Origin of the sequence: Nonomuraea maheshkhaliensis (genome assembly GCF_039529435.1) — a bacterium.
GTDB classification, from domain to species: Bacteria; Actinomycetota; Actinomycetes; order Streptosporangiales; family Streptosporangiaceae; genus Nonomuraea; species Nonomuraea maheshkhaliensis.
In genome coordinates, this window is sequence record NZ_BAAAMU010000049.1 from 36006 (window position 1) to 59826 (window position 23821).

Here is a 23821-nt window from a genome sequence, read left to right on the forward strand (position 1 = left end):
AGCCTAGTATGCCGACTTTTTTATCGTCAAAGCGACGAAAAGTCGCTCATTTCGCCCCCGGTGTGACCAGCCCCGACTCGTACGCCGCCATCACCAGCTGCGCCCGGTCGAACAGCCCGAGATGCTCCAGCAGCCCCTTGACCACCAGGCCCACCTCCTCCTCCGCCAGCGCGAGCGTCTGCCCGATCTGCCGGTCGGTCAGCCCCCTGGCCACGAGTTTGAGCACGTCGAGCCGGTCGTCGGAGAGCCCGGCCAGCGCCGGGGGAGAGGCCGGGTCGGTGCGCCCGGCGAACGCCGCGATCAGCCGCGTGGTGACCGCGGGGTCGATGAGCGAGTCGCCCGCCGCCGCGGCCCTGATCGCGGCCAGGAACTGCTCGGGCGCCGACGTCTTCAGCACGAACCCGCTCACCCCGGCCCGCAGCGCCGCGTACAGGTTCTCGTCGCTGCCGAACGTGGTCATCATCACCACCTTCGGCGGCCGTTCGCCGGCCAGGATCCTGCGCGCCGCGGCCAGGCCGTCGAGGCGTGGCATCTGGATGTCGAGCAGCGCCACGTCGGGCCGCTCCGTGCGGGCGGCCGCGATCGCCTCCTCGCCGTCGGACGCCTCGCCGACCGGCTCCACCCCGGCCTCGCTCTCCAGCATGGCCCGCAGCCCGGCCCGCACCAGCGCCTGGTCATCGGCCACGAGGACGCGCAGCACGCCGGGCTCGCGAACGGCCGCAGGGGCCGCCTGGGGCTCGTCCAGGCGCTGTGCCAGCATGTCGGCCTCCAGGCTCTTGAGCCCGGCCGACAGGTCGAGACCCAGCTCGTCCCGCCACACGGCGCGCGCCCTGCGCAGCGCCGCCAGCGCGTCGCCCTGGCGGCCCGTCCGGTAGAGCGCCACGGCCAGCAGCCGCCAGCCCTCCTCGCGCAGCGGGTACGCCGACGCGTGCGCCTCCAGGTCCGCCACCAGCGACGTCGCCCGCCCCAGCGTGAGCCCGGCGCCCGCCCGCCGCTCGACGGCGATCAGCCGCAACTCCTCCAACCGGCTCGCCTCGGTCGCGGCCCAGCTCAGCTCCCCGAACTCGGCCAGCGCCGGCCCGCGCCACAGCCCCAGCGCGCTGTCCATGGCGGCCCACACCTGCGCGGGCGTGCCGTCGGTCCGCATCAGCGCCTCGAAGTGCCAGGCGTCCACCTCCTCGGCACGGGCGCGCAGGGCGTACCCGGGAGAGGCGGAGACCAGCACGCCGGCCTGCTCGCGGGGCGCGCGGCCGGGTTCGAGCGCGCGGCGCAGGCGGGAGACGTACCCCTGGATGGTGGAGAGCGCCTGCGCCGGCGGGCCGCCCGGCCAGAGCTCGTCGATGAGGGTGTTGACGGGGACGGCGCGGCCACCGGCCACGAGCAGGCGCGCGAGCACCGCCCGCTGCCGCTGGCCGCCGAGGTCGAGGGGGGTTCCGTCGGCCCAGGCCTGGAACGGTCCGAGAGCGGTGAAGGTCAGCATGTCAGGCGTAACTGTAGAGGGGGCGGCGGGTCCGGGTACATGGCGAAATTTCGCCATCGGTCCCGCGCCGCCCCCGAGGTCGGTCAGCGGCGTCTGATGGCCGGGCCGAGCAGGAGCATGCCGATCGCCGAAGCGAAGCCGACCCCGCCGATCGTGAACCACAGTGCCCGCGACCCCAGCTCCAGCAGCGGCCCGCCGAGCAGCGGCGCCAGCATCCCCGCCAGCGACCAGGCGAACCCGGACAGCCCCGCGTACCGCCCCCGCAGCTCGGGCGGCGCCAGCCGGGCCACCACGGCGCCGGCGATGCCCGCCGTCATGATCTCGCCGGCCGTCCACACCGCGATCGTCACCACCAGGCCCAGCGTGGTGGTCACGTACGCGGTCATCGCGAACCCGGCCCCCATCACCGCCAGCCCCAGCGCGAGCGTCCTGGCCGGGTCCATGCGCCCGAGCCACCCCGACACCAGCGGCTGCACGATCACGATGAGCACCCCGTTGAGCGCCATGGCCGTGCCGAACTGGCCGGGCGTCAGCTTCACCACGCCCGTCATCGCCACCGGCAGCATGCTCATCGTCTGCGCGTACACCAGCGCGTTGCCCAGCACCACCAGCGTGAACCCGACCATGACCCGGTCGCGCAGCACCACCAGGAACCCGCCCGCCGAGTGACCGCCCTCGGGCCTGGTCTCGGGCACCGCCCGCCACACCAGCACGGCGAAGACCACGCCCGACAGCGCGTCGATCCAGAACAGCCAGATGAACCCGATTCCGGCCAGCCAGCCGCCCGCCGTCATGCCGACCGAGTAGCCGAGGTTGACGCCCCAGAACAGCAGCCCGTACGCCCTGGGCCGCTCCTTGGGCGGGATCAGGTCGGCGACCAGCGCGTTCGACGCGGGCCGGTAGGCGTCGATCACCAGGCCGAGCGCGAACATCGAGGCCAGGATCGCCGGCAGCGACGTGCTGTAGCCCAGCGCCAGCATGGCCGCCGACGTGGCCAGCATGCCGCCGGACAGCGTGGCCCGGCGCCCGATCCTGTCGGTGAGCACGCCCGCGACGACCTGCGACAGCAGCGACCCCGCCCCGAACACGCCCATCACCAGGCCCGCCGCGACGATGGACAGGCCGCGGCTCTGCGTCAAATAGACGCCGGTGAACGGCACGACCATGGTGCCCAGCCGGTTCACCAGGGTGCCGGCCCACAGGGCCCAGAACGGACGCGGCAGACCGTCTAATTGCGACCGCAGGAAAGACGGCCGCTCCACTGTTGCTCTTGACACGGAAGTAAGGGTGATATGTCGGCATTCGGGGGGCGAACGATTTAGTGCACACTAAAAGGATGACCGTTACCTGGGTGATGAAGCCGGAGGACGTGGCGCGCATCAGGTTCGCCTTCTCGCCGATGTGGGAGCTCGTGACCAGCCTGCGCACCCTCCAGCAGCCGGCCAGGCAGTCCATCCACCTGCCCTGGCTCAAGGCCGTGCGCGCCAAGGCGCGGGCGCTCGACCTGGCTGAGCTGTTCGCGCTCGTGCCGCCGTCCGGATACCTGGCCGACTTCGTCACCCCGCCGCCCGACACGCCGATGCCCGACTTCGCCGCCGAGCTCGACCGGGTCAGGAAGGCGGACCCGGCACGGGCCGCGGAGGAGGCCGCGAAGGTGCGCGGCACCGACGCCGCCGTCATCGCGCGGTTCACGGCCGACCCCGAGGCGGGCGTGGCCAGGGTCGCCGACACGCTGAAGACGTACTGGGACGAATGTTTCGCCGAGTTCTGGCCCCGCGTGTACGCCCTGCTCGAACGCGACGTGCTGCGCCGCTCGCGGCAACTGGCGCAGGGCGGGGCGCGCGAGCTGTTCGCCGGGCTCGGCCCGGCCGTGACGTGGACGGGGGAGCGGCTGATCATCGACCGGCCCTGGTACGAGTCGGGCGAGACGCACGGCGACGGGCTCGTGCTGGTGCCCAGCGCCTTCTACTGGCCGGCCGTGGCGGTGATGACGGCGCCGTACCAGTCGATGCTCGTCTACCCGGTGCACGGCGTCGGCACGCTGTGGGAGCAGGGCCCGCCGCCCGCGCCGGGCGCGCTGGCCGCGCTGATCGGCAAGAGCCGGGCCCAGATCCTGCTCGCGCTCGCCGAGCCCGCCACCACCACCGCGCTCGCCGGGCGCATGTCCCTCACACCGGGCGCGATCAGCCAGCACCTCGGCGTGCTGAGCGGAGGCGGGCTCGCGGTGGGGATGCGGCTCGGCAAGCAGGTCGTCTACCGCCGCACCCCCACCGGCGACGCGCTCGCCGGTCAGGCGTAACGCTTCGACTCCAGCAGCCAGTCGAGGTGGGCGCGCGGCGCCGCCAGGTAGGCGCAGGCCACCTTGCTGACGTCTCTGGCCGCCTTCGGCTCCAGGTCGTCCAGCGGCAGCCGCCTGGCCGCCTCGCTCATGTCCTGGCAGCGCGCCGCGATGCGGTCGAGCACCCACGCCGTCGCCGCCCGCTCGCCCAGCCCGAGCTGGCGCATCGCCAGCACGACGAAGTTGTGCGCGTCGCCGTGCTCCTTGGGCCGCGAGGCCACGTCGTTGCACCACGCGGTGACGTCGCTGCAGGCGTTCACCAGCCGCTGCCACGGCTCCGACTCGTGCAGCCAGCCCGGCACCTCCACCCGCAGGCACGGCTCCACCAGGTCGTACAGGTAGGGGCCCACCGTGCCCCTGCGCAGCGCCGGGTACTCCTCCAGCGTCGGCATCCGCCCGGCCGCGCGGTTCTCGGCCTCCGTACGGCAGGCGTCGTACTGGCGCTGCAGCCCCACCGCGAACCTGGCCCGCCACCGGTCGCTCATCCGCGCGCTCGTCACCCGCCACAGGTCGGCGAAGGCCGCCTCCAGCGGATGGCGCGAGGCGCCCTTGAGCATGCCGTGGAAGACCTCCAGCGGGCCCGAGCGCTCGTCGAGCTCGTCGTCCAGGTGGAACAGCCAGGTCAGCCACTGCGCGAACAGCGCCGCCGCGGCCGCGTCGAACTCGGCGAAGGCCCGGCCCGCCATGCGGTGGTAGCCCACGTCGGGGTCGGCGCGCAAGCCGGTGCGCCTGGCCCAGTCGATCACCGCGGCCTCGATCGCGTACACGGCCGGATGCATCCGGCACGGCGCCGCCATGGCGGGCACCCGCTCGGTGAGCGGCAGCAGCGCCTGCGCGGCCGGGCCGCCCCTGCGCGGCAGCGGCAGCATGGACGCCAGGGCGGAGCGCAGGGCGGTGCGCACGGTGGCCAGCACGGTGGTGGTCACCGTGCCAGTGGTGGTGCCAGTGGTGGTGCCCGTGGTGGTGCTCGTCGTACTGATCATCGTCGTGTTCACAGCCGCCTTCACCGGACTTTCCGCCGGACTCGTCCCCGGGCTCTCGCCCTGGCTCTTCGCCGGGTCCTGCTCCCGGTCGTGCTCCCGGCTCTGCTCCGGGCTCTGCGCTCGGCTCTTCACTGGGTGCTTCACAGGGGCCCGTAGAGCCAGTTGCCCGCGGCGTTGGGGTCGTCGCTGCGGTAGTAGTCGGCGGCGGCCAGGACCAGCTCGTCCACGGTGAGCGCGCCCCTGCCCTCCCGGTCGAGCCGGTCGAACGCCTCGTCCACGTCGTCGTAGGCCACGCCGAACGCGCACAGCATCGTCCGGAACTCGGCCGGCCCGATCCGCCCGTCGCCGTCGGCGTCGCACAGCTCGGCCACCGCCAGCGTGGCCGGCTTGAACACCGGGTCGTACCGGTCGCCGGTGACGAACGCCGCCGTCATCCCCCGCAGGAAGTCCGGGCGCGTGATGCCGGAGTCGCCGTCGCGCTCCAGCGCCTCCGACAGGGTGGACCAGATGCCGTCGAAGCTGTCCACGAGGCTCGCCCCGGTGACCGAAGTGGGGGACTCCCCGAAGCCCACCAGGATGCGCGCGCCCAGCCCCAGCAGGTCCTCACGCTCGACGACGCCGTTTCCGGTCGCGTCGATGTGGTCGAACGCCCGATCGAGCTTGTGATTGAGCAGGTCGATAGCCACCAATGCCTCCCCCGAGACTGACTGCGTGATCACAGTAAGTCGGGGCGGGGGGCTTTGTCAGCGAGGCTCGCACCGGCACCCCCCGTAACGTGTGCGAAACACGGGCACGGCATGCTGGTATATAGCCTGTACTGTCAGTTCAAACGAGGGGATGCTGTGGACCGCCAGCAGGAGTTCGTGCTCCGCACGCTCGAGGAACGCGACATCCGGTTCATCCGGCTGTGGTTCACAGACGTGCTCGGCTTCCTCAAGTCCGTGGCCATCGCGCCGGCCGAGCTCGAAGGGGCCTTCGCCGAGGGCATCGGGTTCGACGGCTCCGCGATCGAGGGCTTCGCCCGGGTCTACGAGTCCGACATGCTGGCCAAGCCCGATCCGGCCACGTTCCAGATCCTGCCCTGGCGCAGCGAGACGCCGGGCGCGGCGCGCATCTTCTGCGACATCCTCATGCCCGACGGCTCGCCGTCGCACGCCGACCCGCGCTGGGTGCTCAAGCGCACGCTCGCCAAGTGCGCCGACATGGGCTTCACCTTCTACACCCATCCCGAGATCGAGTTCTTCCTGCTGAAGAACCGGCCAGAGCCCGGTCAGCGGCCCGAGCCGATCGATTCGGGCGGCTACTTCGACCACACGCCCCACAGCTCCGGCCACGACTTCCGCCGCCAGGCGATCATGATGCTGGAGTCGATGGGCATCTCCGTCGAGTTCAGCCACCACGAGGGCGCGCCCGGCCAGCAGGAGATCGACCTGCGTTACGCCGACGCGCTCACCACGGCCGACAACATCATGACCTTCCGCCTGGTCATGAAGGAGGTCGCGCTGGAGCAGGGCATCTGGGCCTCGTTCATGCCCAAGCCGTTCACCGAGCACCCCGGCTCCGGCATGCACACGCACATGTCGCTGTTCGAGGGCGACAGAAACGCCTTCTACGAGGCCGGCTCCGACTACCGGCTGTCCAAGATCGGGCGCTCCTTCATCGCCGGCCTGCTCAGGCACGCCGCCGAGATCACGGCCATCACCAACCAGTGGGTCAACTCCTACAAGCGGCTCTGGGGCGGCGCCGAGGCCATCGCGGGCCAGGGCGGCGAGGCCCCCTCCTACGTGTGCTGGGGCCACAACAACCGGTCCGCGCTGGTCAGGGTGCCGATGTACAAGCCGCACAAGGGCGGCTCGACCCGCATCGAGTTCCGCTCGCTCGACTCGGCCTGCAACCCCTACCTGGCCTTCGCGCTGATCCTGGCGGCCGGGCTCAAGGGCATCGAGGAGAGTTACGAGCTGCCCGCCGCCGCCGAGGACAACGTCTGGACCCTGACCAGCGCCGAACGCCGGGCGCTCGGCATCCAGCCGCTGCCCGGCTCGCTCAACGACGCGATCGAGGTCATGGAGCGCAGCGAACTCGTGGCCGAGACGCTGGGCGAGCACGTCTTCGACTTCTTCCTGCGCAACAAGCGCAGCGAGTGGCGCGAATACCGCCGCCACGTGACCGAGTTCGAGCTGGGCCGCTACCTGCCGGTGCTCTGAGGTCCGATCGGGGGCCGCGCGGGCTCGGCCGGGGCCGGCTCGAAGACGATGGCCCGCAGCCGGGCGGCCTGCGTCCGGTCGACGACGCGGGCCCCCGCCGCGGGCGCCGGGTCGCCGTTCCTGACCCGGGTCAGCAGCAGCTCCCAGCTGCGCCGGTGGCGCGCGAACGTACGCGGCGCGACCACCCGGCCCCGCTCCCGCTGGCCCGCGAGCGCCGCCTCCGGCGGCGCGTCCAGCAGCAGCAGGTGGAAGTCCGCGCCGTGCCTGCGCGCCAGCCAGGCGAAGCCCCGCAGCACGTACGCCCCGCAGCCCCGGTTGTGGGCGACGACCGAGTGACCCGCGAGCAGGGCCCGCCTGATGCGGCCGACATGGGTGCCGAACACCACGGCGCGGCGCAGCGGATAGGGGGCCCAGACGAGCCGGCCGTGCCAGTGGTGCTTCGACTGCGCGGAGTCGATCACCGCGACCGTGCCGGCCATGAGGGGGACGCTCTCGGCGCCGTGCAGCCCGTACAGGCGGCGCAGCAGCGTCGTCTTCCCCGCGCCCGGCAGCCCGGTCAGGATGACCAGGGATCCGGGCGGGAACCGCAACCTGGCCCCCGGCACAGACTCACCCCCGCGAACTCGCCTTCTCCTCCGCCCAGCCGCGTCAGCATAGGGCGTGTGCGGTTCCAGCCTCCCCGAGGCGGGCCGCGAACGCGCGCGGAAGCCGATATCCGACCGTTCCGTTCCGGTCACGGCCTCCCCGCGCCGGGTGCCGTGGCGATCGGGACGGGAGTATCGGGGGATTGGTCGCGAGACGTGGGAAACCCCGTTAAGGTACTGCCAACGCCTTGATCGGCCTCACTCCCCGAGCACTTCGGAGTGAGGCCGATTTTCGTTGCTTCTGACCCCCGAGTCACATCCCAGCGATGTGGGACGCCTAGCGTCGTGATGCCCGGGTGAGGGAAGTTCCGAGCCCCCTTGAGGCGTTATGGAGCTGTACGGAGCGACCGCCGGACCCCCACGCCTCCGGGAAACCGGGTGTCCAGTAAAATCGGTCTGCTCTTTATGATATTTCCGGACTTTTCGCCGTGTGTGGCGATATAGGAGGGTGTGGCATGACGACGGCTGCCCTGCAGACCGTGTTGACCGTTCCCGAGCGCTACCGTGGTCCCGTGGGTCTCGCCAACGGCGGGTGGATCGCGGGCACCATGGCCGAGGCGCTGAACGGTGGTCGATCAGCCGTCGAGGTCACCCTCCACGCCCCCACGCCGCTGGAGACCGAGCTGCGGCTGGAACACGTGGCCAACACCGTGTCCCTGTCCCACGGCGACAAGCTGCTGGTCGAGGCCATCCCGGTGGCCGAGGACCTGGAGGGGCCGGCGTTCGTGCCGTTCAACGACGCCGCCCGCGCCGAGGCCGGGTTCGCGGGGCTGAAGGCCCACCCGTTCGCCGAGTGCTTCGCCTGCGGCCTGCGCGAGCCTGGCGACGGCCTGCGCATCTTCCCCGGCCCCGTGGAGGGCACCGACCTGGTCGCGGCCGGCTGGGTGGTGCCGCACACGGTGACGGGCGAGGACGGCGTGCCCGCCTCGATCGTCGGCGCGGTGCTCGACTGCATCTCCGGCTGGGCCCACTTCGGCCCGGGCGAGAGCGCCCTGCTCGGCCGGCTGGTCGTGCAGATCCACGGCACGGTCCTGCCCGGCGGGCGCTACTCGGTGGTCGCCCGCCCGACCGGCCGCGACGGCCGCAAGATGTTCGGCCAGAGCGCCATCTACGAGGCTGACGGCACCCTGGTCGCCGCCGCGCGCGCCACCTGGATCGCTCCACGCTAGCCCGGACTTCCGAAGGCCCCCGACCGTCCGGCCGGGGGCCTTCGCCGTTCCGTGAGGGGATCACTCCCGGCGCGGCGGGCCGCCGTACGGGGTCACTCGGGGGCGGTGAGGTGGTTCACCACGGTCGCGACGCAGCGTTCGTCGAACAGGATCGTGTAGTGGTTGCAGTCCGGCACCACCTCGTCCCGCAGGCCGGGCAGCCGGGCGGCCCACGGCAGGGCCAGGTCGTCGGGCAGCAGGCCGGTGTCCTGGTCGAGCAGCCCGCGCGGGGCCCGCAGCAGGCGCAGCGGCGAGGTGATCGCCTCCAGCGCGGCGGCGATCCGGTCCGTCTCCAGGCGCAGCCAGCGCCCGTCCTCCAGCACCGCCTCCCCGGCCGCGCGCGAGCGCAGGGCTCCGTCCGGCCCGGTCAGGTCGTAGCGTACGTACGCCTCCACGTCGGCGTTCCAGTTCCCGGCGAAGGCTGGATGCGCCTTGAAGAAGTCCACGTACGCCTCCGCCGACGGATACGTCCGCCGCAGCCGCTCCAGCGCCGGGCCCAGCGTGGCCTCCGTGGCCGCGTCGGCGTCCATCCCCTCGGGCAGCGGCGGCAGCGGCATGCCGCCGTCCACCAGCACGATCCGGGCGAAGTGGCGCCGCGCACCGGCCAGCGCCGCCACGTACGCGCCCATGGAGTGCCCCGTCAGCACCGCGTCGGGGCCCGCCTTGACGTGCTCGGCCACCCGCAGCACGTCCTCGGCGTGCCGGTCGAGCCCGTACGGGCCGGGCAGGGAGGCGCTGTGGCCGCGCCCGCGCAGGTCCATCGCGACCAGCGACCAGCCGTCGGGCAGCCGCCGGCCGACCGCGCCCCAGGCCATCAGCGACGCGGTGATCCCGTGCACGGCGATGATCTTGCGTGGTCCGGTGCCGAAGGTGGCGATCCGCAGGCCGCCGGCCTCATCGAATTCGACGCTCATGGTCGGAGCTTAGGCGCAGCTCAGCTGGGACGAATAGCCGGATAATGGGCGATATGCGGATCACCGTCATCGAACACGAGGCCGAGGCCGGGCTGGGATACCTGGCGGGCTGGCTGGGACTGGCCTGCGAGGTCGTGCGGCCGTACCTGGGGGAGGAGGTGCCCGACCGGGCGGCCGACGGGCTGATCGTGCTCGGGGGCGCGGCCGCGGCCTGGGAGGACGAGCGCAGTCCCTGGCAGCCGGCCACCCGCGACCTGCTGCGCCGCGCCGTGGACGACGCCACGCCCACGCTGGCCGTCTGCCTGGGTGCGCAGTTGCTCACCATGGCCTGCGGCGGCACGGTGGAGCGCGGGGCGCACGGCGTGGAGGTGGGCGCGCGCGAGGTCGTCGCCCTGCCCGCCGCCGCCTCCGACCGGCTGCTGTCGGGCGTCGGCCGGGCCGTGGCGATCCAGTACCACCAGGACGCCATCACCCGGCTGCCCGAAGGCGCGGTGCCGCTGATGACCGGCGACCCGTACGAGAACCAGGCTTATCGGCTCGGCCCGGCGGCCTGGGCGGTGCAGTTCCACCCCGAGGCCACGCCCGAGATCTTCGCCGCGTGGACGGCCGATCCGCCCCTGGACACGGCCGAGGAGCTGAACGCCGAGGTCAAGGCGGCCGAGAGCGCGCTGGTGTCGGCCTGGCGGCCGCTCGCGCGAGCCTTCGCCGACGTCGTCAGAACCGCCGCCCGCCCCTGACGCCTCACCGGCGCCCGCTCCCGGCTTCGGCCCGGCGTCCGCGCGGGAGCCAGGCCCCGCGCCCCCGCTCGTGGCCGTTCTTCGGCTGATCCTGGCCGGTGAGGGGGTGGGCCAGGGTGTGCACGGCCGCCAGGATCAGCGGGAGCGCCACCACGCCGCCGTACCCCGGCCGCACCGGCACTCCTGACGCCCGCAGCCGCCGCCACGCCCACACCGCGTACGGGAGCACGACGACGGGCGCGGTCGCCGCCCCGGGCGTGTAGCCGCGGAACAGTGCCGCCTGGGCCAGGTGCAACACCCCGTGCGCGCCGAAGCCGGCCAGCGCGGCCTGGAACACGGCGCTGCGCCCGCCCGTGCGCGCCCCCAGCGCCGCCGCCCCCGCCATCACCCCGCCCATCAGCCCGATGGCCACGTTCACGTGCCGCTGCGAGACCTCCAGCCGTTCCCACGGCACCCCGGGGAGACGTTCCTCCAGGCGGGGCCGGGCCGTGCGGGTCCAGCGCGCCATCGTGGCCAGCTCTTCGGCGTCGTGCACCGCCCACGCGGCCAGCAGCCCCCACGCGACCGTCGACGGCACCCGGCCGCCCGTCTCCCGCTCCGCCGCCGGCACCCGGTCGCCCGTCTCGCGTTCCGTCATCGATCCTGCCCTTCTCGAAACGCAACGCAACGTTGCGTTCTCATGTTATGGCCGGGCGGGAGAGAGCTGTCAAGATGGAGGGGTGCCCAGGATCGAATCCACCGCCGCGCGGCTCGCCAAGCTCGGCTTCGCCGACGGCGCCAGGGCCGCCCAGCTCGTCCGCCAGTCCGCGGTCGATCTCGACGACGTCCTCGGCCAGCTGGTGGACGTCGCCGATCCCGATCTGGCGCTGGCCTCCCTGACCCGGCTCGCCGAGCGCGACCCCGGCGTGCTCGACGCCCTGCGCGCCGACGAAGGGCTCAGACGCAGGCTGCTGGCCGTGCTCGGTGTCAGCGCCGCGCTCGGCGAGCATCTCGTACGCCACCCCGCCCAGGTCGCGCTCCTGGCCCGGCCCCGGCTCGGCGACCCCGGCCCCGAGCTGCTCCGCGCCGTCGGCGCCGTACCGGATGCGGAAGAGCCGCGGGCCTCGGCGCCGGACGCGCTGGTGGCGTTGCGGGTGGCGTACCGGGGCAGGCTGGCTCATCTGGCCGCCCGCGACCTCACCGGCGAGGCGACGCTGGCGGAGGTCACCTCCGAGCTGTCCGGCCTGGCCGGCGCCGCCCTGGAGGCCGCCCTGGCCATCGCCAGGGCCGAGGTCGAGACCGACGACGTCCGCCTCGCGGTCGTCGGCATGGGCAAGTGCGGCGCCAGGGAGCTCAACTACATCAGCGACGTCGACGTGATCTTCGTGGCCGAGCCGAAGGAGGGCGCCGACGAGGCCAAGGCGCTGCGTGCCGCCACCCGCCTGGCCCAGGCGATGATGCGGGCCTGCACCGCGACCACCCCTGAGGGCTCGCTGTGGGAGGTGGACGCCGGGCTGCGGCCCGAGGGCCGATCGGGGCCGCTGGTGCGCACGCTGGCCAGCCATCTCGCCTACTACCGGCGCTGGGCCAAGACCTGGGAGTTCCAGGCGCTGCTCAAGGCCCGGCCGGTGGCGGGCGACCTGGAGCTGGGCGCCGCCTACGTCGAGGCGGTCAACGAGATGGTGTGGGCGGCGGCCACCCGCGAGCACTTCGTCGAGGACGTGCAGGCGATGCGCCGCCGGGTCGAGGCCCACGTGCGCGCCGAGGGCGAGCGCCAGCTCAAGCTGGGCCCGGGCGGGCTGCGCGACATCGAGTTCGCGGTGCAGCTGCTGCAGCTCGTGCACGGCAGGCTCGATCCGCTGCTGCGCCGCAGGGCCACGCTCCCCGCGCTGGCCGCGCTGTCGCGGGGCGGCTACGTGGGGCGCGAGGACTCCAAGGGGCTGGCGGAGGCGTACACGTTCCTGCGCCAGGTCGAGCACCTGCTCCAGCTGCACCGGCTGCGGCGCACCCACATCGTGCCCACCGACACCGACGACCTGCGCCGGCTCGGCCGGGCGCTCGGCATGCAGGCCGACCCGGTGGGGGAGTTCACGGCCCGGTGGCGGCGGCACGCGATGGAGGCGCGGCGGCTGCACGAGAAGCTGTTCTACCGGCCGCTGCTGCAGGCCGTGGCGCGGCTGCCGGAGTCGGAGGCGAGGCTGTCCACCACGGCGGCGGCGGCCCGGCTGGAGGCGCTCGGCTACGTCGACCCCAACGGCGCGCTGCGCCACATCGCCGGCCTCGCCTCCGGGGTCTCCAGGCGGGCCGCGATCCAGCGCACGCTGCTGCCCGTCATGCTCGGCTGGTTCGCCGACACGCCCGACCCCGACGCCGCGCTGCTGGGGTTCCGGCAGGTCAGCGACAAGCTCGGCACCACGCCGTGGTACCTGCGGCTGCTGCGCGACGAGACGGCGGTGGCCGCCAGGATGGCCCGCGTGCTCGGCACCAGCCGCTACGCCACCGGCCTGCTCATGCACGCTCCCGACGCGGTCGCGATCCTGGGCTCTGACGCCGACCTGGCCGTACGCGGCCGCGAATCGCTGCTCGGCGAGGCGTCGGCCGCGGTCTCCCGGCACGAGGGCGCCCCGGAGACCGCCGTCGCCGCGGTGCGGGCGCTGCGGCGCAGGGAGCTGTTCCGCACGGCGGTGGCCGACATCTCCGGCCTCATCGACGTCGAGACGGTCGGCTGCGCGCTCTCGGAGATCGCCGACGTGACGCTGCAGGCCGCCCTGGACGCCGCCCTCGGCCGGGCGGCCGGTCTCACCTCGTTCGCGATCATCGCCATGGGCCGGCTCGGCGGCATGGAGTGCTCCTACGCCAGCGACGCCGACGTCATGTTCGTGCACTCGCCGCTGCCCGGCGTGGACGAGCGCGAGGCCACCGACGCCGCCTACGCCGTGGCCAACGAGGTGCGCCGGCTGCTGTCGCTGCCCGCGCCCGACCCGCCCCTGATCATCGACCCCGACCTGCGGCCCGAGGGCCGGCAGGGCCCGCTGGTGCGCACGCTCGCCTCCTACCGCGCCTACTACGCGCGCTGGTCGTCGCCGTGGGAGGCGCAGGCGCTGCTGCGGGCCAGGTTCTCGGCGGGTGACGCGCGGCTGGGGGCGGAGTTCACGTCCATGATCGACGAGCTGCGCTATCCGCGCGACGGGCTGCGCGGCGACGCGATCAGGGAGATCAGGCGGCTCAAGGCCCGGATGGAGGCCGAGCGCCTGCCGCGCGGCGCCGATCCCGCGCTGCACACCAAGCTCGGCCCCGGCGGGCTGTCCGACGTGGAATGGGTGGCCCAGCTGCTGCAGCTGTGCCACGCCGGCGCGCGGCCGTCCCTGCGCACCACCCGTACGCTGGAGGCGCTGCGCGCGGCGGTGGCGGAGGAGCTGCTCGACCCGGCCGACGAGACGGTTCTGGCCGAGGCCTGGACCTTCGCCTCCCGCGTACGTGACGCGATCATGCTGGTCAAGGGGCGGCCCGGCGACAGCGTGCCGGCCGACTCGGGAGAGCGCAGGCGTATCGCCCAGACGCTCGGCTACCCGCCCGACGGCTCCGAGGACTTCCTCGACGACTACCGCCGGGTGACGCGCCGGGCCAGGAAGGTCGTGGACAGGGTCTTCTACGGCGCCTGAGCATTGCGCACCACGCCGCGTGGGTGTATGAATGCGCGGTGTTATCCGTATATGTGGACCTTGCCCTTGGGCTGGTGGTGGCGTTCCTGCTGCTGTCACTGCTGGTGAGCGGGCTCAACGAGGCTTTCGTGCGGGTGTTCGCCATCCGCAGCAAGTTCCTGTGGGCCTACCTCAGGGACACCATGGACGGCGCCGACAAGAAGACCGGGTCGTGGCTGCCTGCCGGCGCGGCCGGCGTGTTCAGCGTGCTGCCGTTCCTGCGCGACCCGCGCCCCACGCACAGCGGCGACCCGGCGCCGGCCAAGGCCGGGGAGGTGCCCGAGGCCAGAACCGGGCGCGCCATGATGAACCTGCTCTACGAGCGGGTCCGCGAGATCGACCACGCCAAGCGCGGCAAGACCAGCATCGCCGACATCCCGCCCGCGCGCTTCGCGATGGCCGTCATGGAGCTGGCCGCCGCCGGGGACGGCGACATGCGGCAGTTCCTGGACAGCCTGCGGAAGATCGACAGCCCCCTGTACGGGCACCTCAAGGGCGTGTGGGAGAGCGCCCAGGGCGACCTCGACCGGTTCAGGCAGGGGGTGGAGAGCTGGTTCGACGGGGAGATGCAGCGGCTGTCCATGCTGTACAAGCGCTACGTCAAGTGGGTGGTGGCGGCGCTCGGCATCGTGGTGACGCTGCTGTTCAGCATGGACGGGCTGGAGTACGCCAAGACGCTGCTGCGCGACAACGCCTACCGCGCCTCGGTCACGGCGGTGGCCGGGCCGGAGGCGTACGACCAGTTGCAGGCGAAGTGCCAGGGCGGCGATCCGGTGCCGTGCGTCACCGAGGTGCTCAGCGAACCCGCCCTGGTCAAGCTGATGGGGCAGGCGATGGTCAGCGTGTCGATCCCGGCCGAGGGCGATCCGAGCGTGCACGCGAACCTCGCCGTCTGGTGGGAGCGGGTCAGCACGCCGAGCCACTGGCCCGGGTTCCTGCTGACGTACGTGGCGCTGCTGTTCGGGGCGCCGTTCTGGTGGGACGTGTTCCGCCGCGTCACGGGGATCAAGGCCAAGCGCTCATGAGCCGGGCGCTCACGGCGACGGGCTGACCCGCCCGCCGCCCGTGGCGGCCAGGGCGATCACGTCGGCCAGGGCGGACAGCTCGTCCGGGTCGTCGGTGAGCCGGGCGGTGGCCAGCCGCAGGTGGTGGCGTTGCGTGGGGCCGATGACGTAGCGGCTGCCCGGCGCGACCGAGATCCCGTGCGCGGCCAGCGTGACCAGGGCCGCCGGCTCGTCGCGCACCGGCACCCACAGCGCCAGCCCGTCCCCGCCGCCGGTGTGGACGCCGCGCGCGGCCAGCTCGGCGGCCAGGCGGGTGCGGCGGCGCGCGTACACCTCGCGGGCGTGCCCCACCCGCGAGCGCACGTCCGCGTCGCCGAGCAGGTGGGCCAGCGTGTCCTGGAGGATCCTGCTGGTCCAGCCGGTGCCGAAGCTGCGCAGCACGCGGACCCGCTCCACCGCGTCCGCCGCCCCGCCGATGACGGCGATGCGCAGGTCGGGCCCGTGCGACTTGGAGTAGGAGCGGACCAGCACCGTACGGTCGGGGAAGCGGGCGCCCAGGCTCACCATCGGCGAGACCGACAGCTCGCCCATCCCGTCGTCCTCGACGATGAGCGTCTTGGCCGGCTCCAGCAGCGCCGCCAGCTCCGCCGAGCGCTCCCGCGTCACCGCGTGGCCGCAGGGCGACTGGCCGCGCGGCTGGTAGACGAACGCCACCGGCCTGGCCCGCAGCGCCTGCGCCAGGGCGGCGGGGATCGGGCCGTGCTCGTCGCAGGCGACCGGGATGATCTGCGCGCCGGTCCGCTCCAGGATGTCCAGGAGCCTGGCCCCGGTGGGCTCCTCGATCGCGATCCGGTCGCCAGGCAGGGCCGTGGTCTGGCAGAGCAGCTGGACGCCCTCGTACCCGCCGCCGACGGCCAGCCAGCCGCGCGCGGGGAAGGGCCAGTCCGGCTCGACGGCGGCGCGCAGGCGGGGCGTGATCGTCTCGCGGGCGTAGTCGTTGAGGCCCTGCACGCCGGCCGCCGCCGCCAGCGCGGCCTCCAGCGGCGGCAGCAGCGCCGTGTCAGGGGAGGCGATGGTCAGGTCGATGGCCAGGCGGTCGCCCCAGTGGCCGAGGCGCTCGTACCGGATCGGGCGGGGCACGTCGGGCGGGCCGAGCACGACCGTGCCGCGCCGCCGGTCGGTGCGGATCATGCCGTGGCGGCGCAGCTCCGACCAGGCCTCGGCCACCGTCCCCGAGCTGACGCCGAGCTCCCTGGCCAGGCCGCGGACCGTCGGCAGACGGGTCTGCGCCGTCACCGTGCCCTCCCTGATCAGGTCGGTGAGCGCGGCGGCGATGCCGCGCGCGCTCGGGTCGCCGATCTGCCGCGCCAGCCAAGCGACGTCCACTTTGTCCCCCTGTAAATCTTTGTTCAGCAACAAAGATCTTCTTGTGTGGCTTCATGCCTGAACATATGGTTTCTGGAAATCAAGCGCAATTCGTGACTGTTTGGGGGATTTGGTGGCGAAGATTCGCCTTGCCGTGCGGGATTGGGACCATCTCGTGCCGGTCGTGACAGGGGCCGTGCGGCCCGAAGGGTTCGAGGTGGACCTCGACTCCCGCGCCGTCACGCCGGACGTGCTCCAGGAGCCCGGCCTCGACGGGGGCGAGACGTCCTTCAGCCGGTACGTGCTCGGCCGCGCCTCGGGCGACGACCGGCTCGTGGGGCTGCCGGTCTTCGTGATGCGCGGCTTCCGGCACCGGTGCGTCCTCGTACGGAGCGACAGCGAGCTGACCTCGCTGGAGGAGCTCAAGGGCGCCAGGATCGGCCTCACCGGCTGGCCCGACTCGGGCAACACCTGGACCAGGGCGCTGCTGCGCGAGGCGGGCGTCGACCTCGCCGGCATCACCTGGACGGTCGGCCCCCTCGTGGCGGGCGAGACCGGCAAGGACAGGATCGGGCCGGTGCCGTTCCCCGACAACGTCTCCGTGACCGGCGACGGCCTGGCAGAAGGGCTTGCGGACGGCCACTACGACGCGATCATGACGCCGTTCATGCCGGAGGAGTTCTTCACCCCCGGCAGCCGCTTCCGCCACCTGCTGCCCGACCACCGCGCCGCCGAGCTGGCCTACTACGAGCGGACCGGCTTCGTGCCCGGCATCCACCTGGTGGCGCTCAAGCGCGAGAGCGTCGAACGCCACCCGTGGCTGCCGCAGGCCGTGACGGAGCTGTTCGAGCGCTCCAAGCGGCACTGGGTGCTGCGCCGGCGGCTGCTCGCCGACACCACGCCATGGCTGCTCGCCGAGCTCGCCGGCACCGCCGAGACCTTCGGCCGGGACTGGATGCCGTACGACGCCGCCCGGAACGCCCCCATGGTCGCCGCCTTCTGCGAGGAGCTGCACGCCCAGGGGATCTCCCACCGCCGGATCGAAGCCGAGGAGGTTTTCGCCGCATGAAGACCCAGCTGAGGATCGCCGTCGGACAGTTCGCCTCCGCGGAGGACTGGAACGACAACCTCAAGACCTGCCACGAGCTCATCGACGCGGCCGCGGCCGGCGGGGCCGACCTGCTGGTCCTGCCCGAGGGCGCGCTCTCCCTCTTCGTGGACGAGCCCGCCCGCATCCGCCAGGCCGCCCAGCCGCTGGACGGGCCGTTCGTCAGGGGCCTGGTCGAGCACACGCGTGGCTCCTCGGCCACCGTGATCGCCGGCGTGCACGTGCCGGAGGCGGACGGCCGGGTGTCGAACGTCCTCGTGGCTGCCAGGGACGGCGAGATCGTCGCCACGTACGTGAAACTGCACCTGTACGACGCCTTCGGCCGCCGCGAGTCCGACAACGTCGTCCCCGGCACGAACGCGCCCGTCGTGATCGACTGCGCCGGCTGGAAGGTCGGCCTGATGACCTGCTACGACGTGCGCTTCCCCGAGCTGGCCCGGCTGCTGGCCGACCAGGGCGCCCAGGTGCTCGCGCTGCCCGCCGCGTGGGTGCGCGGCCCGGCCAAGGAGTGGCACTGGGAGGTCATGGTCACCGCCCGCGCCCTGGAGAACACCTGCTACGTGGCCGCCTCCGGCGAGTGCGGCCGGCGCAACATCGGCGCCAGCATGATCGTCGACCCCCTCGGCATCACCCGGGCCCGCCTGGGCGACGCGCCGGGGCTGCTCTGGGCCGACGCCGACGCGGGCGAGCTCGCCGGTGCCCGCCGCACCCTGCCCGTCCTCGACAACCGGCGCTTCGCCGTGGACCCGCGATTGGAGCGACATGCCTGATCACGACCTGCCCCAGCGTCCCCTGCGAGGACGCGTCAAGGGGCGTGCCGCCCGCAGGGGCAGCACCGCCGCTCTGGCCGCCGCCGTGTCCGCGGCCGTGCTCGCGCTGGCCGGATGCGGCGCCAACCCGGAGGAGGCCGAGGGGGTGCTGAACTCCCAGGAGCCCGCCGGTCCCGGCGCCGCCGCTCAGAGCAAGGACCAGAGCCTGCACGACCGGCTGCCCGGCAAGGTCAAGCAGTCCGGCAAGCTGGTCTCGGTCAACAACGGCTCGTTCCCGCCGTACGAGATCGCCGGGGCCGACGGCAGGTCGCTGACCGGCGCCGCCGCCGACATGTCCGAGGCGCTCGGCCAGGTGCTCGGCGTCAAGATCGAGCACGTCACCGTGGACGGTCTGCCCAGCTCGCTCACCGGCATCGCCTCCGGCCGCTACGACTTCGCCATCGGCCCCGTGGGCGACTTCCGCGACCGGCAGAAGGCCAACGACTTCGTCGACTGGGTCAAGGAGTACGTCGTCTTCGCCGTGCCCGCCGGCAATCCGGACAAGATCGGCTCGGTCGCCGACACGTGCGGGCTGAAGATCTCGGTCATGGCCGGCGGCTCCGCCGAGAGCGTGATCAAGGGCCAGTCCGCCACGTGCGAGAAGCAAGGCAAGCCGAAGATCACCGTGCAGTCGTACAAGGACCAGCCGACCTCGGTGCTGGCGGTCAGCTCGGGGCGGGCCGACGCGTTCTTCTCCTCCCAGGCGCCGCTCACCTATTTCGTGGACCAGGCCGGCGGAAAGCTGGAGCTGGCCGGCAAGGGGCAGGCCAACGGGTTCGACGACCTCTACCAGGGGGCCGTGGTGGCCAAGGACTCGCCGCTGCGCGACGTGCTCAGGGACGGCTTCCAGAAGCTCATCGAGAACGGCACGTACGACAAGATCATGGACAAGTGGGGCACCTCCGACAACAAGCTGGACCAGGCCGGCGTGAACCTGGCCACGTCATGACCCGCACCGACCAGACGCCTTCTGTCAGCGTCCTGCCCGAGATCGACGTCGCGGGCGCGGCGCGCACCCGCCACCCGCTGCGCTGGGTCGCCTCGATCGTGCTGCTCGTGCTGGCCGCGCAGCTCGTCAGCCTGCTGGTCACCAACCCCAACTTCCAGTGGGACGTGGTCGGCCGCTACGTCAACGCGCAGCTCATCGGCCAGGGCATCGCCACCACGCTGCTGCTCACCGTGATCGCCATGGCCGTGGGCGTCGTGCTGGGCGTGCTGCTGGCCATCGGCCGGCTGTCGGAGAACCCGGTGGCGCGCGGCGCGTGCGGGCTCTACGTCTGGTTCTTCCGGGGCACGCCGGTGCTGGTGCAGCTCGTGCTCTGGTACAACCTGTCGTACCTGCTGCCGGAGATCTCCTTCGGTGTCCCGTTCGGCCCCGAGTTCGTCGCCGCGGACACCAACGCGCTCATCACCCCGCTGCTCGCGGCCATCCTCGGCCTCGGGCTCAACGAGGGCGCGTACATGGCGGAGATCATCCGCGGCGGCCTCATGTCGGTGGACCCCGGCCAGAGCGAGGCCGCCGCCGCGCTCGGCATGAGCGACGCGCGCACCTTCCGCAGGATCGTGCTGCCCCAGGCGATGCGCTTCATCATCCCGCCGACCGGCAGCCAGGTCATCAGCATGCTGAAGGCCACGTCGCTGGTCAGCGTCATCGCGCTGGCCGACCTGCTCTACACCGTGCAGTCCATCTACAACCGCACCTTCCAGACCATCCCGCTGCTGATCGTGGCGTGCGTCTGGTATCTGGTGATCACCTCGATCCTGTACGTCGGCCAGTCGTTCATCGAGCGCCACTACGCCCGCGGCGCGACCAGGAACGCCCCGCAGGGCTTCTGGGCGTTCGCGGCCTTCCGGCGGCGCCGGACCACGGAGGTGACCTCGTGAGCAGCGTCCCCATGGTGCACGCGCGCGCCGTGCGCAAGCACTTCGGCCACCTCGAGGTGCTCAAGGGCATCGACCTCGACGTCCAGGCCGGGGAGGTCGTAGTCGTCCTCGGTCCTTCCGGGTCCGGCAAGTCGACGTTCCTGCGCTGCGTGAACCACCTGGAGACCATAGACGGCGGAGCGATCCACGTGGACGGCGAGCTGATCGGGTTCCAGGCGTCCGGTGGCAAGGTCCGGCACCTGCGCAAGAGGGAGATCACCCGGCAGCGCGGGGAGATCGGCATGGTCTTCCAGCAGTTCAACCTCTTCCCGCACATGACCGTGCTGCAGAACGTCATCGAGGCGCCCGTCGGCGTCCGCGGCGAGCCGCGCGAGCAGGTGCGCGAGCGCGCGCACGCCCTGCTGCGCCGCGTCGGCCTGGAGGGCAAGGCGGGCGGCTACCCGCGCCAGCTGTCCGGAGGGCAGCAGCAGCGGGTGGCCATCGCCAGGGCGCTGGCGATGCGGCCCAAGCTCATGCTCTTCGACGAGCCCACCAGCGCCCTGGACCCCGAGCTCGTCGGCGAGGTGCTGGCCACCATGAAGGGCCTGGCCGAGGACGGGCTGACCATGATCGTGGTGACCCATGAGATCGGGTTCGCGCGCGAGGTGGCCGACCGGGTCGTCTTCATGGACGAGGGCGTGGTCGTCGAGTCGGGGACGCCGGCCGAGGTGCTGGACAACCCGAGCAGTCCGCGGACGAAGGCGTTCCTGAGCCGCGTACTCTAGCTCGGGTCGTTCCTGGGCCGCGTATTCTGGCTCGGATGGAGACAGAGCGCCTCATCATGCGCAGGTGGCGCGAAGAGGACAGAGAGCCCTTCGCGGCCATGAACGCCGACCTCGAGGTCATGGAACACTTCCCCGCGCCGCTCACCAGGCAGGAGAGCGACGTCCTGGTGGACCGGATCGAGGACCAGTTCGACCGGCTCGGCTACTCGCTGTGGGCGCTGGAGGTGCGCGCGAGCGGGCAGTTCATCGGCTTCACCGGGCTGGCCCTGCAGACGTTCGACGCGCCGTTCCTGCCCGCCGTGGAGATCGGCTGGCGGCTGGCGCGGCCCGCGTGGGGGCAGGGGTACGCGACCGAGGCGGCCAGGCAGGCCCTCGGGTACGCCTTCGAGGAGGCCGGCCTCGACGCGATCATCTCCATGACGGCCGCGAGCAACCTGCGCTCCCAGGCCGTGATGCGGCGCCTGGGCCTGACCAGGGACCCGGCCGAGGACTTCGCCCACCCCCTGCTCCCGGCGGACCACCCGCTGTCCCCGCACGTGCTCTACCGCCTGCGCCGCCCGTAGCTGCCCATAGCTGCCCGTAGCCGCGTGCCGTCCACGTGGTCCGGCGGAGGAACGCGGCAGACGTCAAGCACGGACAGTCCGCTGATCGTCACGGGCGATCGGCGGGCTCCAGCACCACGACGGGAACCTGCCTGCCGGAGGCCGCCTCGAACGCGGCGAACCTCGGGACGAGCGCCGTCTGCTTCGCCCAGATCCGCTCCCGCTCCGCACCCTCCGCCGGCCGGGCCGTCACCGGCACCGTCTCCGTACCCACCTCGACCGTGGCCCGCGGATGCGCCATGAGGTTGCGATACCAGAGCGGATGCTCCGTACTGCCGCCGTTGGTCCCGAAGACGGCCCAGCCGTCACCGACCGGCTGGAAGAACAGCGGGCTGATCCGCTCGCGCCCGGTCCTGGCTCCGGTGTGATGCACGAGGATGAGCGGCAGCCCCCGCTCCTCGAACCCGGGCAGCCGGGCCGGGATGGGCCGGCCCGCGGCGATCTCCTCGTCGGTGCTCCACCGCACGTACCCGCCGTTCGCCCGGAACTCGGCGATGACCCGCTCCTTCCAGCCACCGGCGGTCTCGGTCGCGGCCGAATCGGACATGGTTTCTCCTTCGCTATCTGGGCACCCTTACTGACACTTCCTCAGGCAGGTACACCTGCCATTACCGGTGTGAATCCGAGCCATGATCGCGAAATGTCATGGGAGGAGTAGATCTGATTGTGATGTGAAGCGTGTCAACGCCGATTCCGGTGGGACGTCGGTATTGCCGCTCAGGCTCCCTTCTGGTCACCCTTTCGCCCATGGGAGACAGCGAAAAGTTGCGTGGGTGGGCAGTGCCGCTTGTCGTGTTGGCCGCTTCGTCGATGGCCGCGATCGCGCTACTGCTCGGCCTCGAGACGATGAGCTGGGTCGCCGCAGGTATCGCTGTGATACTCGGCATCGTTCCGTTGCTCCGGACGCTTCCGCCCATGGCGCGGGTCGGCGGCGGCAATGCCGTGCGTCGCACGCCAAATTGGGCGCAGCTGGCAACGCTGGCAGCTGCCGTGGTCATCATCGGTGCGGCCGTCGGCATCAAAGGCGTCATCGGGCAGAACTCCGCGGAGGGGGCGGCCTGCGCCAGGCCGCGCGATCCCATCACCGAAGCCAAGGTGACGTCCGCTGGGTCGAACGCCTTTCCTGACCTGCGGATGAAGTCCATGGCGTACAGCCTCAGCTACAACGGAACGGAATTCATGTATCTGGAGGTGACCGGTCAGATCGTAGGCGAGGTTCCTGACGATCAATTGTTGTACCCCTTTGGAACCGCTGACCCAAAAAGCCGGGATATGTATAACAACCCCGGCAGCGGGCGCTTCTTCTGGGGCAAGGACGAGCTGATCGTGCCGGACCGGAACGGGTGCTGGTCCAAGCCGCAGCGTGAGTTCGGCGGATACGCCGGCGCTCGGGGCCTGACCTTCTACTACCACCTGGGGCTCGTCCCTCGCGGCCAACTGTCGTGCCTGCAGGCCCTGGTCTCGACGAAGGCCGGCAGGGAACACGGCCAGAACACGGCAGAGCTCGCCAGGTGCGGCGTCACCCTGCTGGGTTACGCCCATATCCCCACCGACCGGCCGTGAGGCGAGCCTTCACCTTATCTGCCGGCATTCCGCCAGGCCGGACGGGGCGTCGTGCGCGGGCCGCTCCGTGGCCGGGCGGTCAGCAGAACAGGCGGCGGGCGGACTCGACGGTCCCCATGGGGGTTCTGGCGACGGTGTAGTAGTTGCCACGGCCCGACCGGCTGCAGTACGCGTACGCCGTGACCGGGCTGGTCCCCCTCGGGCAGCAGCCGACCCGCTTGTCGGGCCCGCCCGAGACGTCGATCCAGACCTCGACCGTGATGGTCTGGCTGCCGCACGACCCGATACCCGTGATCACGTCGCCGTTCCGTCCCGGTGCGTACGCGTGCGGCTCGTATCCGTTGCAGTGACCGGCCGCCTGCGCGGCGGGCGTCGCCAGGGTGGCCGGTGCCGCCGACGCGGCCGGCGACCCCGCGATGAGCCCGGCCAGGACGGTGACCGCGGTGACGAGGGTCGCCAGTGCTCGCTTGAGAGGCATGGAAGTCTCCATTACTCGATGTGTCTCGAACGGACACAAGGAGTATCGAATCCCTT

At 72.3% G+C, this 23821-nt stretch carries 23 protein-coding genes; 13 read left to right on the plus strand and 10 right to left on the minus strand.

Annotated features, from left to right (window positions below):
• Positions 1–46: 46 nt before the first annotated feature.
• Together ABFX54_RS29200 and ABFX54_RS29205 are read right to left on the minus strand one after the other, a co-directional pair.
• On the minus strand, positions 47–1480 hold the full coding sequence (locus ABFX54_RS29200; protein ID WP_346109764.1) for a BTAD domain-containing putative transcriptional regulator: 1434 nt from the start codon (positions 1478–1480) through the stop codon (positions 47–49).
• Positions 1481–1563: 83 nt separating this feature from the next.
• The gene (locus ABFX54_RS29205) at positions 1564–2757 is read right to left on the minus strand and encodes an MDR family MFS transporter (protein WP_346109765.1); all 1194 of its coding nucleotides are present in this window, start codon (positions 2755–2757) and stop codon (positions 1564–1566) included.
• Positions 2758–2816: 59 nt separating this feature from the next.
• On the opposite strand from ABFX54_RS29205, the gene ABFX54_RS29210 reads away from it, so the two are divergent.
• Positions 2817–3779: a DUF5937 family protein gene (locus ABFX54_RS29210; RefSeq protein ID WP_346109766.1), complete on the plus strand. Its 963-nt coding sequence runs from the start codon at positions 2817–2819 to the stop codon at positions 3777–3779.
• Here ABFX54_RS29210 and ABFX54_RS29215 read toward each other — a convergent pair.
• Both ABFX54_RS29215 and ABFX54_RS29220 read right to left on the minus strand, forming a co-directional pair.
• The gene (locus ABFX54_RS29215) at positions 3770–4813 is read right to left on the minus strand and encodes a terpene synthase family protein (RefSeq protein ID WP_346109767.1); all 1044 of its coding nucleotides are present in this window, start codon (positions 4811–4813) and stop codon (positions 3770–3772) included. The genes ABFX54_RS29210 and ABFX54_RS29215 overlap by 10 nt on opposite strands.
• A 128-nt stretch (positions 4814–4941) precedes the next feature.
• Positions 4942–5487 (minus strand): EF-hand domain-containing protein, encoded by a 546-nt coding sequence (locus ABFX54_RS29220; protein WP_346109768.1) that lies wholly within the window; start codon positions 5485–5487, stop codon positions 4942–4944.
• A gap of 156 nt (positions 5488–5643) precedes the next feature.
• On the opposite strand from ABFX54_RS29220, the gene ABFX54_RS29225 reads away from it, so the two are divergent.
• On the plus strand, positions 5644–7005 hold the full coding sequence (locus ABFX54_RS29225; RefSeq protein ID WP_326626459.1) for a glutamine synthetase family protein: 1362 nt from the start codon (positions 5644–5646) through the stop codon (positions 7003–7005).
• Here the strand turns inward: ABFX54_RS29225 and ABFX54_RS29230 are convergent.
• On the minus strand, positions 6987–7610 hold the full coding sequence (locus ABFX54_RS29230; RefSeq protein WP_346109769.1) for an AAA family ATPase: 624 nt from the start codon (positions 7608–7610) through the stop codon (positions 6987–6989). The two genes, ABFX54_RS29225 and ABFX54_RS29230, sit on opposite strands and share 19 nt — an antisense overlap.
• 494 nt (positions 7611–8104) lie before the next feature.
• Here ABFX54_RS29230 and ABFX54_RS29235 point away from each other — a divergent pair, with 494 nt between their 5' ends.
• Positions 8105–8818, plus strand: coding sequence for a PaaI family thioesterase (locus ABFX54_RS29235; protein ID WP_346109770.1), 714 nt, complete (start codon positions 8105–8107; stop codon positions 8816–8818).
• Between the two features lie 92 nt (positions 8819–8910).
• Here the strand turns inward: ABFX54_RS29235 and ABFX54_RS29240 are convergent, their stop codons facing one another.
• Complete coding sequence (locus ABFX54_RS29240; protein WP_346109771.1) at positions 8911–9771, minus strand: alpha/beta fold hydrolase; 861 nt, start codon at positions 9769–9771, stop codon at positions 8911–8913.
• A 53-nt stretch (positions 9772–9824) separates the two neighbouring features.
• On the opposite strand from ABFX54_RS29240, the gene ABFX54_RS29245 reads away from it, so the two are divergent.
• On the plus strand, positions 9825–10508 hold the full coding sequence (locus ABFX54_RS29245) for a type 1 glutamine amidotransferase (RefSeq protein ID WP_346109772.1): 684 nt from the start codon (positions 9825–9827) through the stop codon (positions 10506–10508).
• 4 nt (positions 10509–10512) lie between these two features.
• Here ABFX54_RS29245 and ABFX54_RS29250 read toward each other — a convergent pair whose 3' ends face one another.
• Positions 10513–11145, minus strand: a complete 633-nt coding sequence (locus ABFX54_RS29250) for an HXXEE domain-containing protein (RefSeq protein WP_346109773.1) — start codon at positions 11143–11145, stop codon at positions 10513–10515.
• Between the two features lie 82 nt (positions 11146–11227).
• Here ABFX54_RS29250 and ABFX54_RS29255 point away from each other — a divergent pair, with 82 nt between their 5' ends.
• A complete protein-coding gene (locus ABFX54_RS29255; protein WP_346109774.1) occupies positions 11228–14149 on the plus strand; it encodes a bifunctional [glutamine synthetase] adenylyltransferase/[glutamine synthetase]-adenylyl-L-tyrosine phosphorylase in 2922 nt (973 codons plus the stop codon).
• A 53-nt stretch (positions 14150–14202) separates the two neighbouring features.
• Positions 14203–15213, plus strand: a complete 1011-nt coding sequence (locus ABFX54_RS29260; protein ID WP_346109775.1) for a hypothetical protein — start codon at positions 14203–14205, stop codon at positions 15211–15213.
• A gap of 9 nt (positions 15214–15222) precedes the next feature.
• Here ABFX54_RS29260 and ABFX54_RS29265 read toward each other — a convergent pair whose 3' ends face one another.
• Positions 15223–16578, minus strand: coding sequence for an aminotransferase-like domain-containing protein (locus ABFX54_RS29265; RefSeq protein WP_346109776.1), 1356 nt, complete (start codon positions 16576–16578; stop codon positions 15223–15225).
• Between the two features lie 163 nt (positions 16579–16741).
• On the opposite strand from ABFX54_RS29265, the gene ABFX54_RS29270 reads away from it, so the two are divergent.
• The 6 genes from ABFX54_RS29270 to ABFX54_RS29295 are packed head-to-tail and all read left to right on the plus strand — an operon-like array spanning position 16742 to position 21685.
• Positions 16742–17626, plus strand: a complete 885-nt coding sequence (locus ABFX54_RS29270; RefSeq protein WP_346109777.1) for a substrate-binding domain-containing protein — start codon at positions 16742–16744, stop codon at positions 17624–17626.
• Positions 17623–18435: a deaminated glutathione amidase gene (locus ABFX54_RS29275; protein WP_346109778.1), complete on the plus strand. Its 813-nt coding sequence runs from the start codon at positions 17623–17625 to the stop codon at positions 18433–18435. The genes ABFX54_RS29270 and ABFX54_RS29275 overlap by 4 nt, the downstream gene beginning before the upstream one ends.
• Complete coding sequence (locus ABFX54_RS29280) at positions 18428–19423, plus strand: ABC transporter substrate-binding protein (protein WP_346109779.1); 996 nt, start codon at positions 18428–18430, stop codon at positions 19421–19423. Before ABFX54_RS29275 ends, ABFX54_RS29280 begins: the two co-directional genes overlap by 8 nt.
• Positions 19420–20358 (plus strand): amino acid ABC transporter permease, encoded by a 939-nt coding sequence (locus ABFX54_RS29285; protein ID WP_346109780.1) that lies wholly within the window; start codon positions 19420–19422, stop codon positions 20356–20358. Before ABFX54_RS29280 ends, ABFX54_RS29285 begins: the two co-directional genes overlap by 4 nt.
• 11 nt (positions 20359–20369) lie before the next feature.
• Positions 20370–21122: an amino acid ABC transporter ATP-binding protein gene (locus ABFX54_RS29290; protein ID WP_346109803.1), complete on the plus strand. Its 753-nt coding sequence runs from the start codon at positions 20370–20372 to the stop codon at positions 21120–21122.
• Positions 21123–21157: 35 nt separating this feature from the next.
• Positions 21158–21685 (plus strand): GNAT family N-acetyltransferase, encoded by a 528-nt coding sequence (locus ABFX54_RS29295; RefSeq protein WP_346109781.1) that lies wholly within the window; start codon positions 21158–21160, stop codon positions 21683–21685.
• An 88-nt stretch (positions 21686–21773) separates the two neighbouring features.
• Here the strand turns inward: ABFX54_RS29295 and ABFX54_RS29300 are convergent, their stop codons facing one another.
• Entirely contained in the window at positions 21774–22271 is a 498-nt protein-coding gene (locus tag ABFX54_RS29300) for a nitroreductase/quinone reductase family protein (protein ID WP_346109782.1), read from the minus strand.
• 200 nt (positions 22272–22471) lie between these two features.
• Between ABFX54_RS29300 and ABFX54_RS29305 the strand changes: the two genes are divergently transcribed.
• Positions 22472–23287, plus strand: a complete 816-nt coding sequence (locus ABFX54_RS29305; RefSeq protein WP_346109783.1) for a hypothetical protein — start codon at positions 22472–22474, stop codon at positions 23285–23287.
• Positions 23288–23366: 79 nt separating this feature from the next.
• On the opposite strand, the gene ABFX54_RS29310 is transcribed toward ABFX54_RS29305, so the two are convergent.
• The gene (locus ABFX54_RS29310) at positions 23367–23765 is read right to left on the minus strand and encodes a hypothetical protein (protein WP_346109784.1); all 399 of its coding nucleotides are present in this window, start codon (positions 23763–23765) and stop codon (positions 23367–23369) included.
• Positions 23766–23821: the final 56 nt, after the last annotated feature.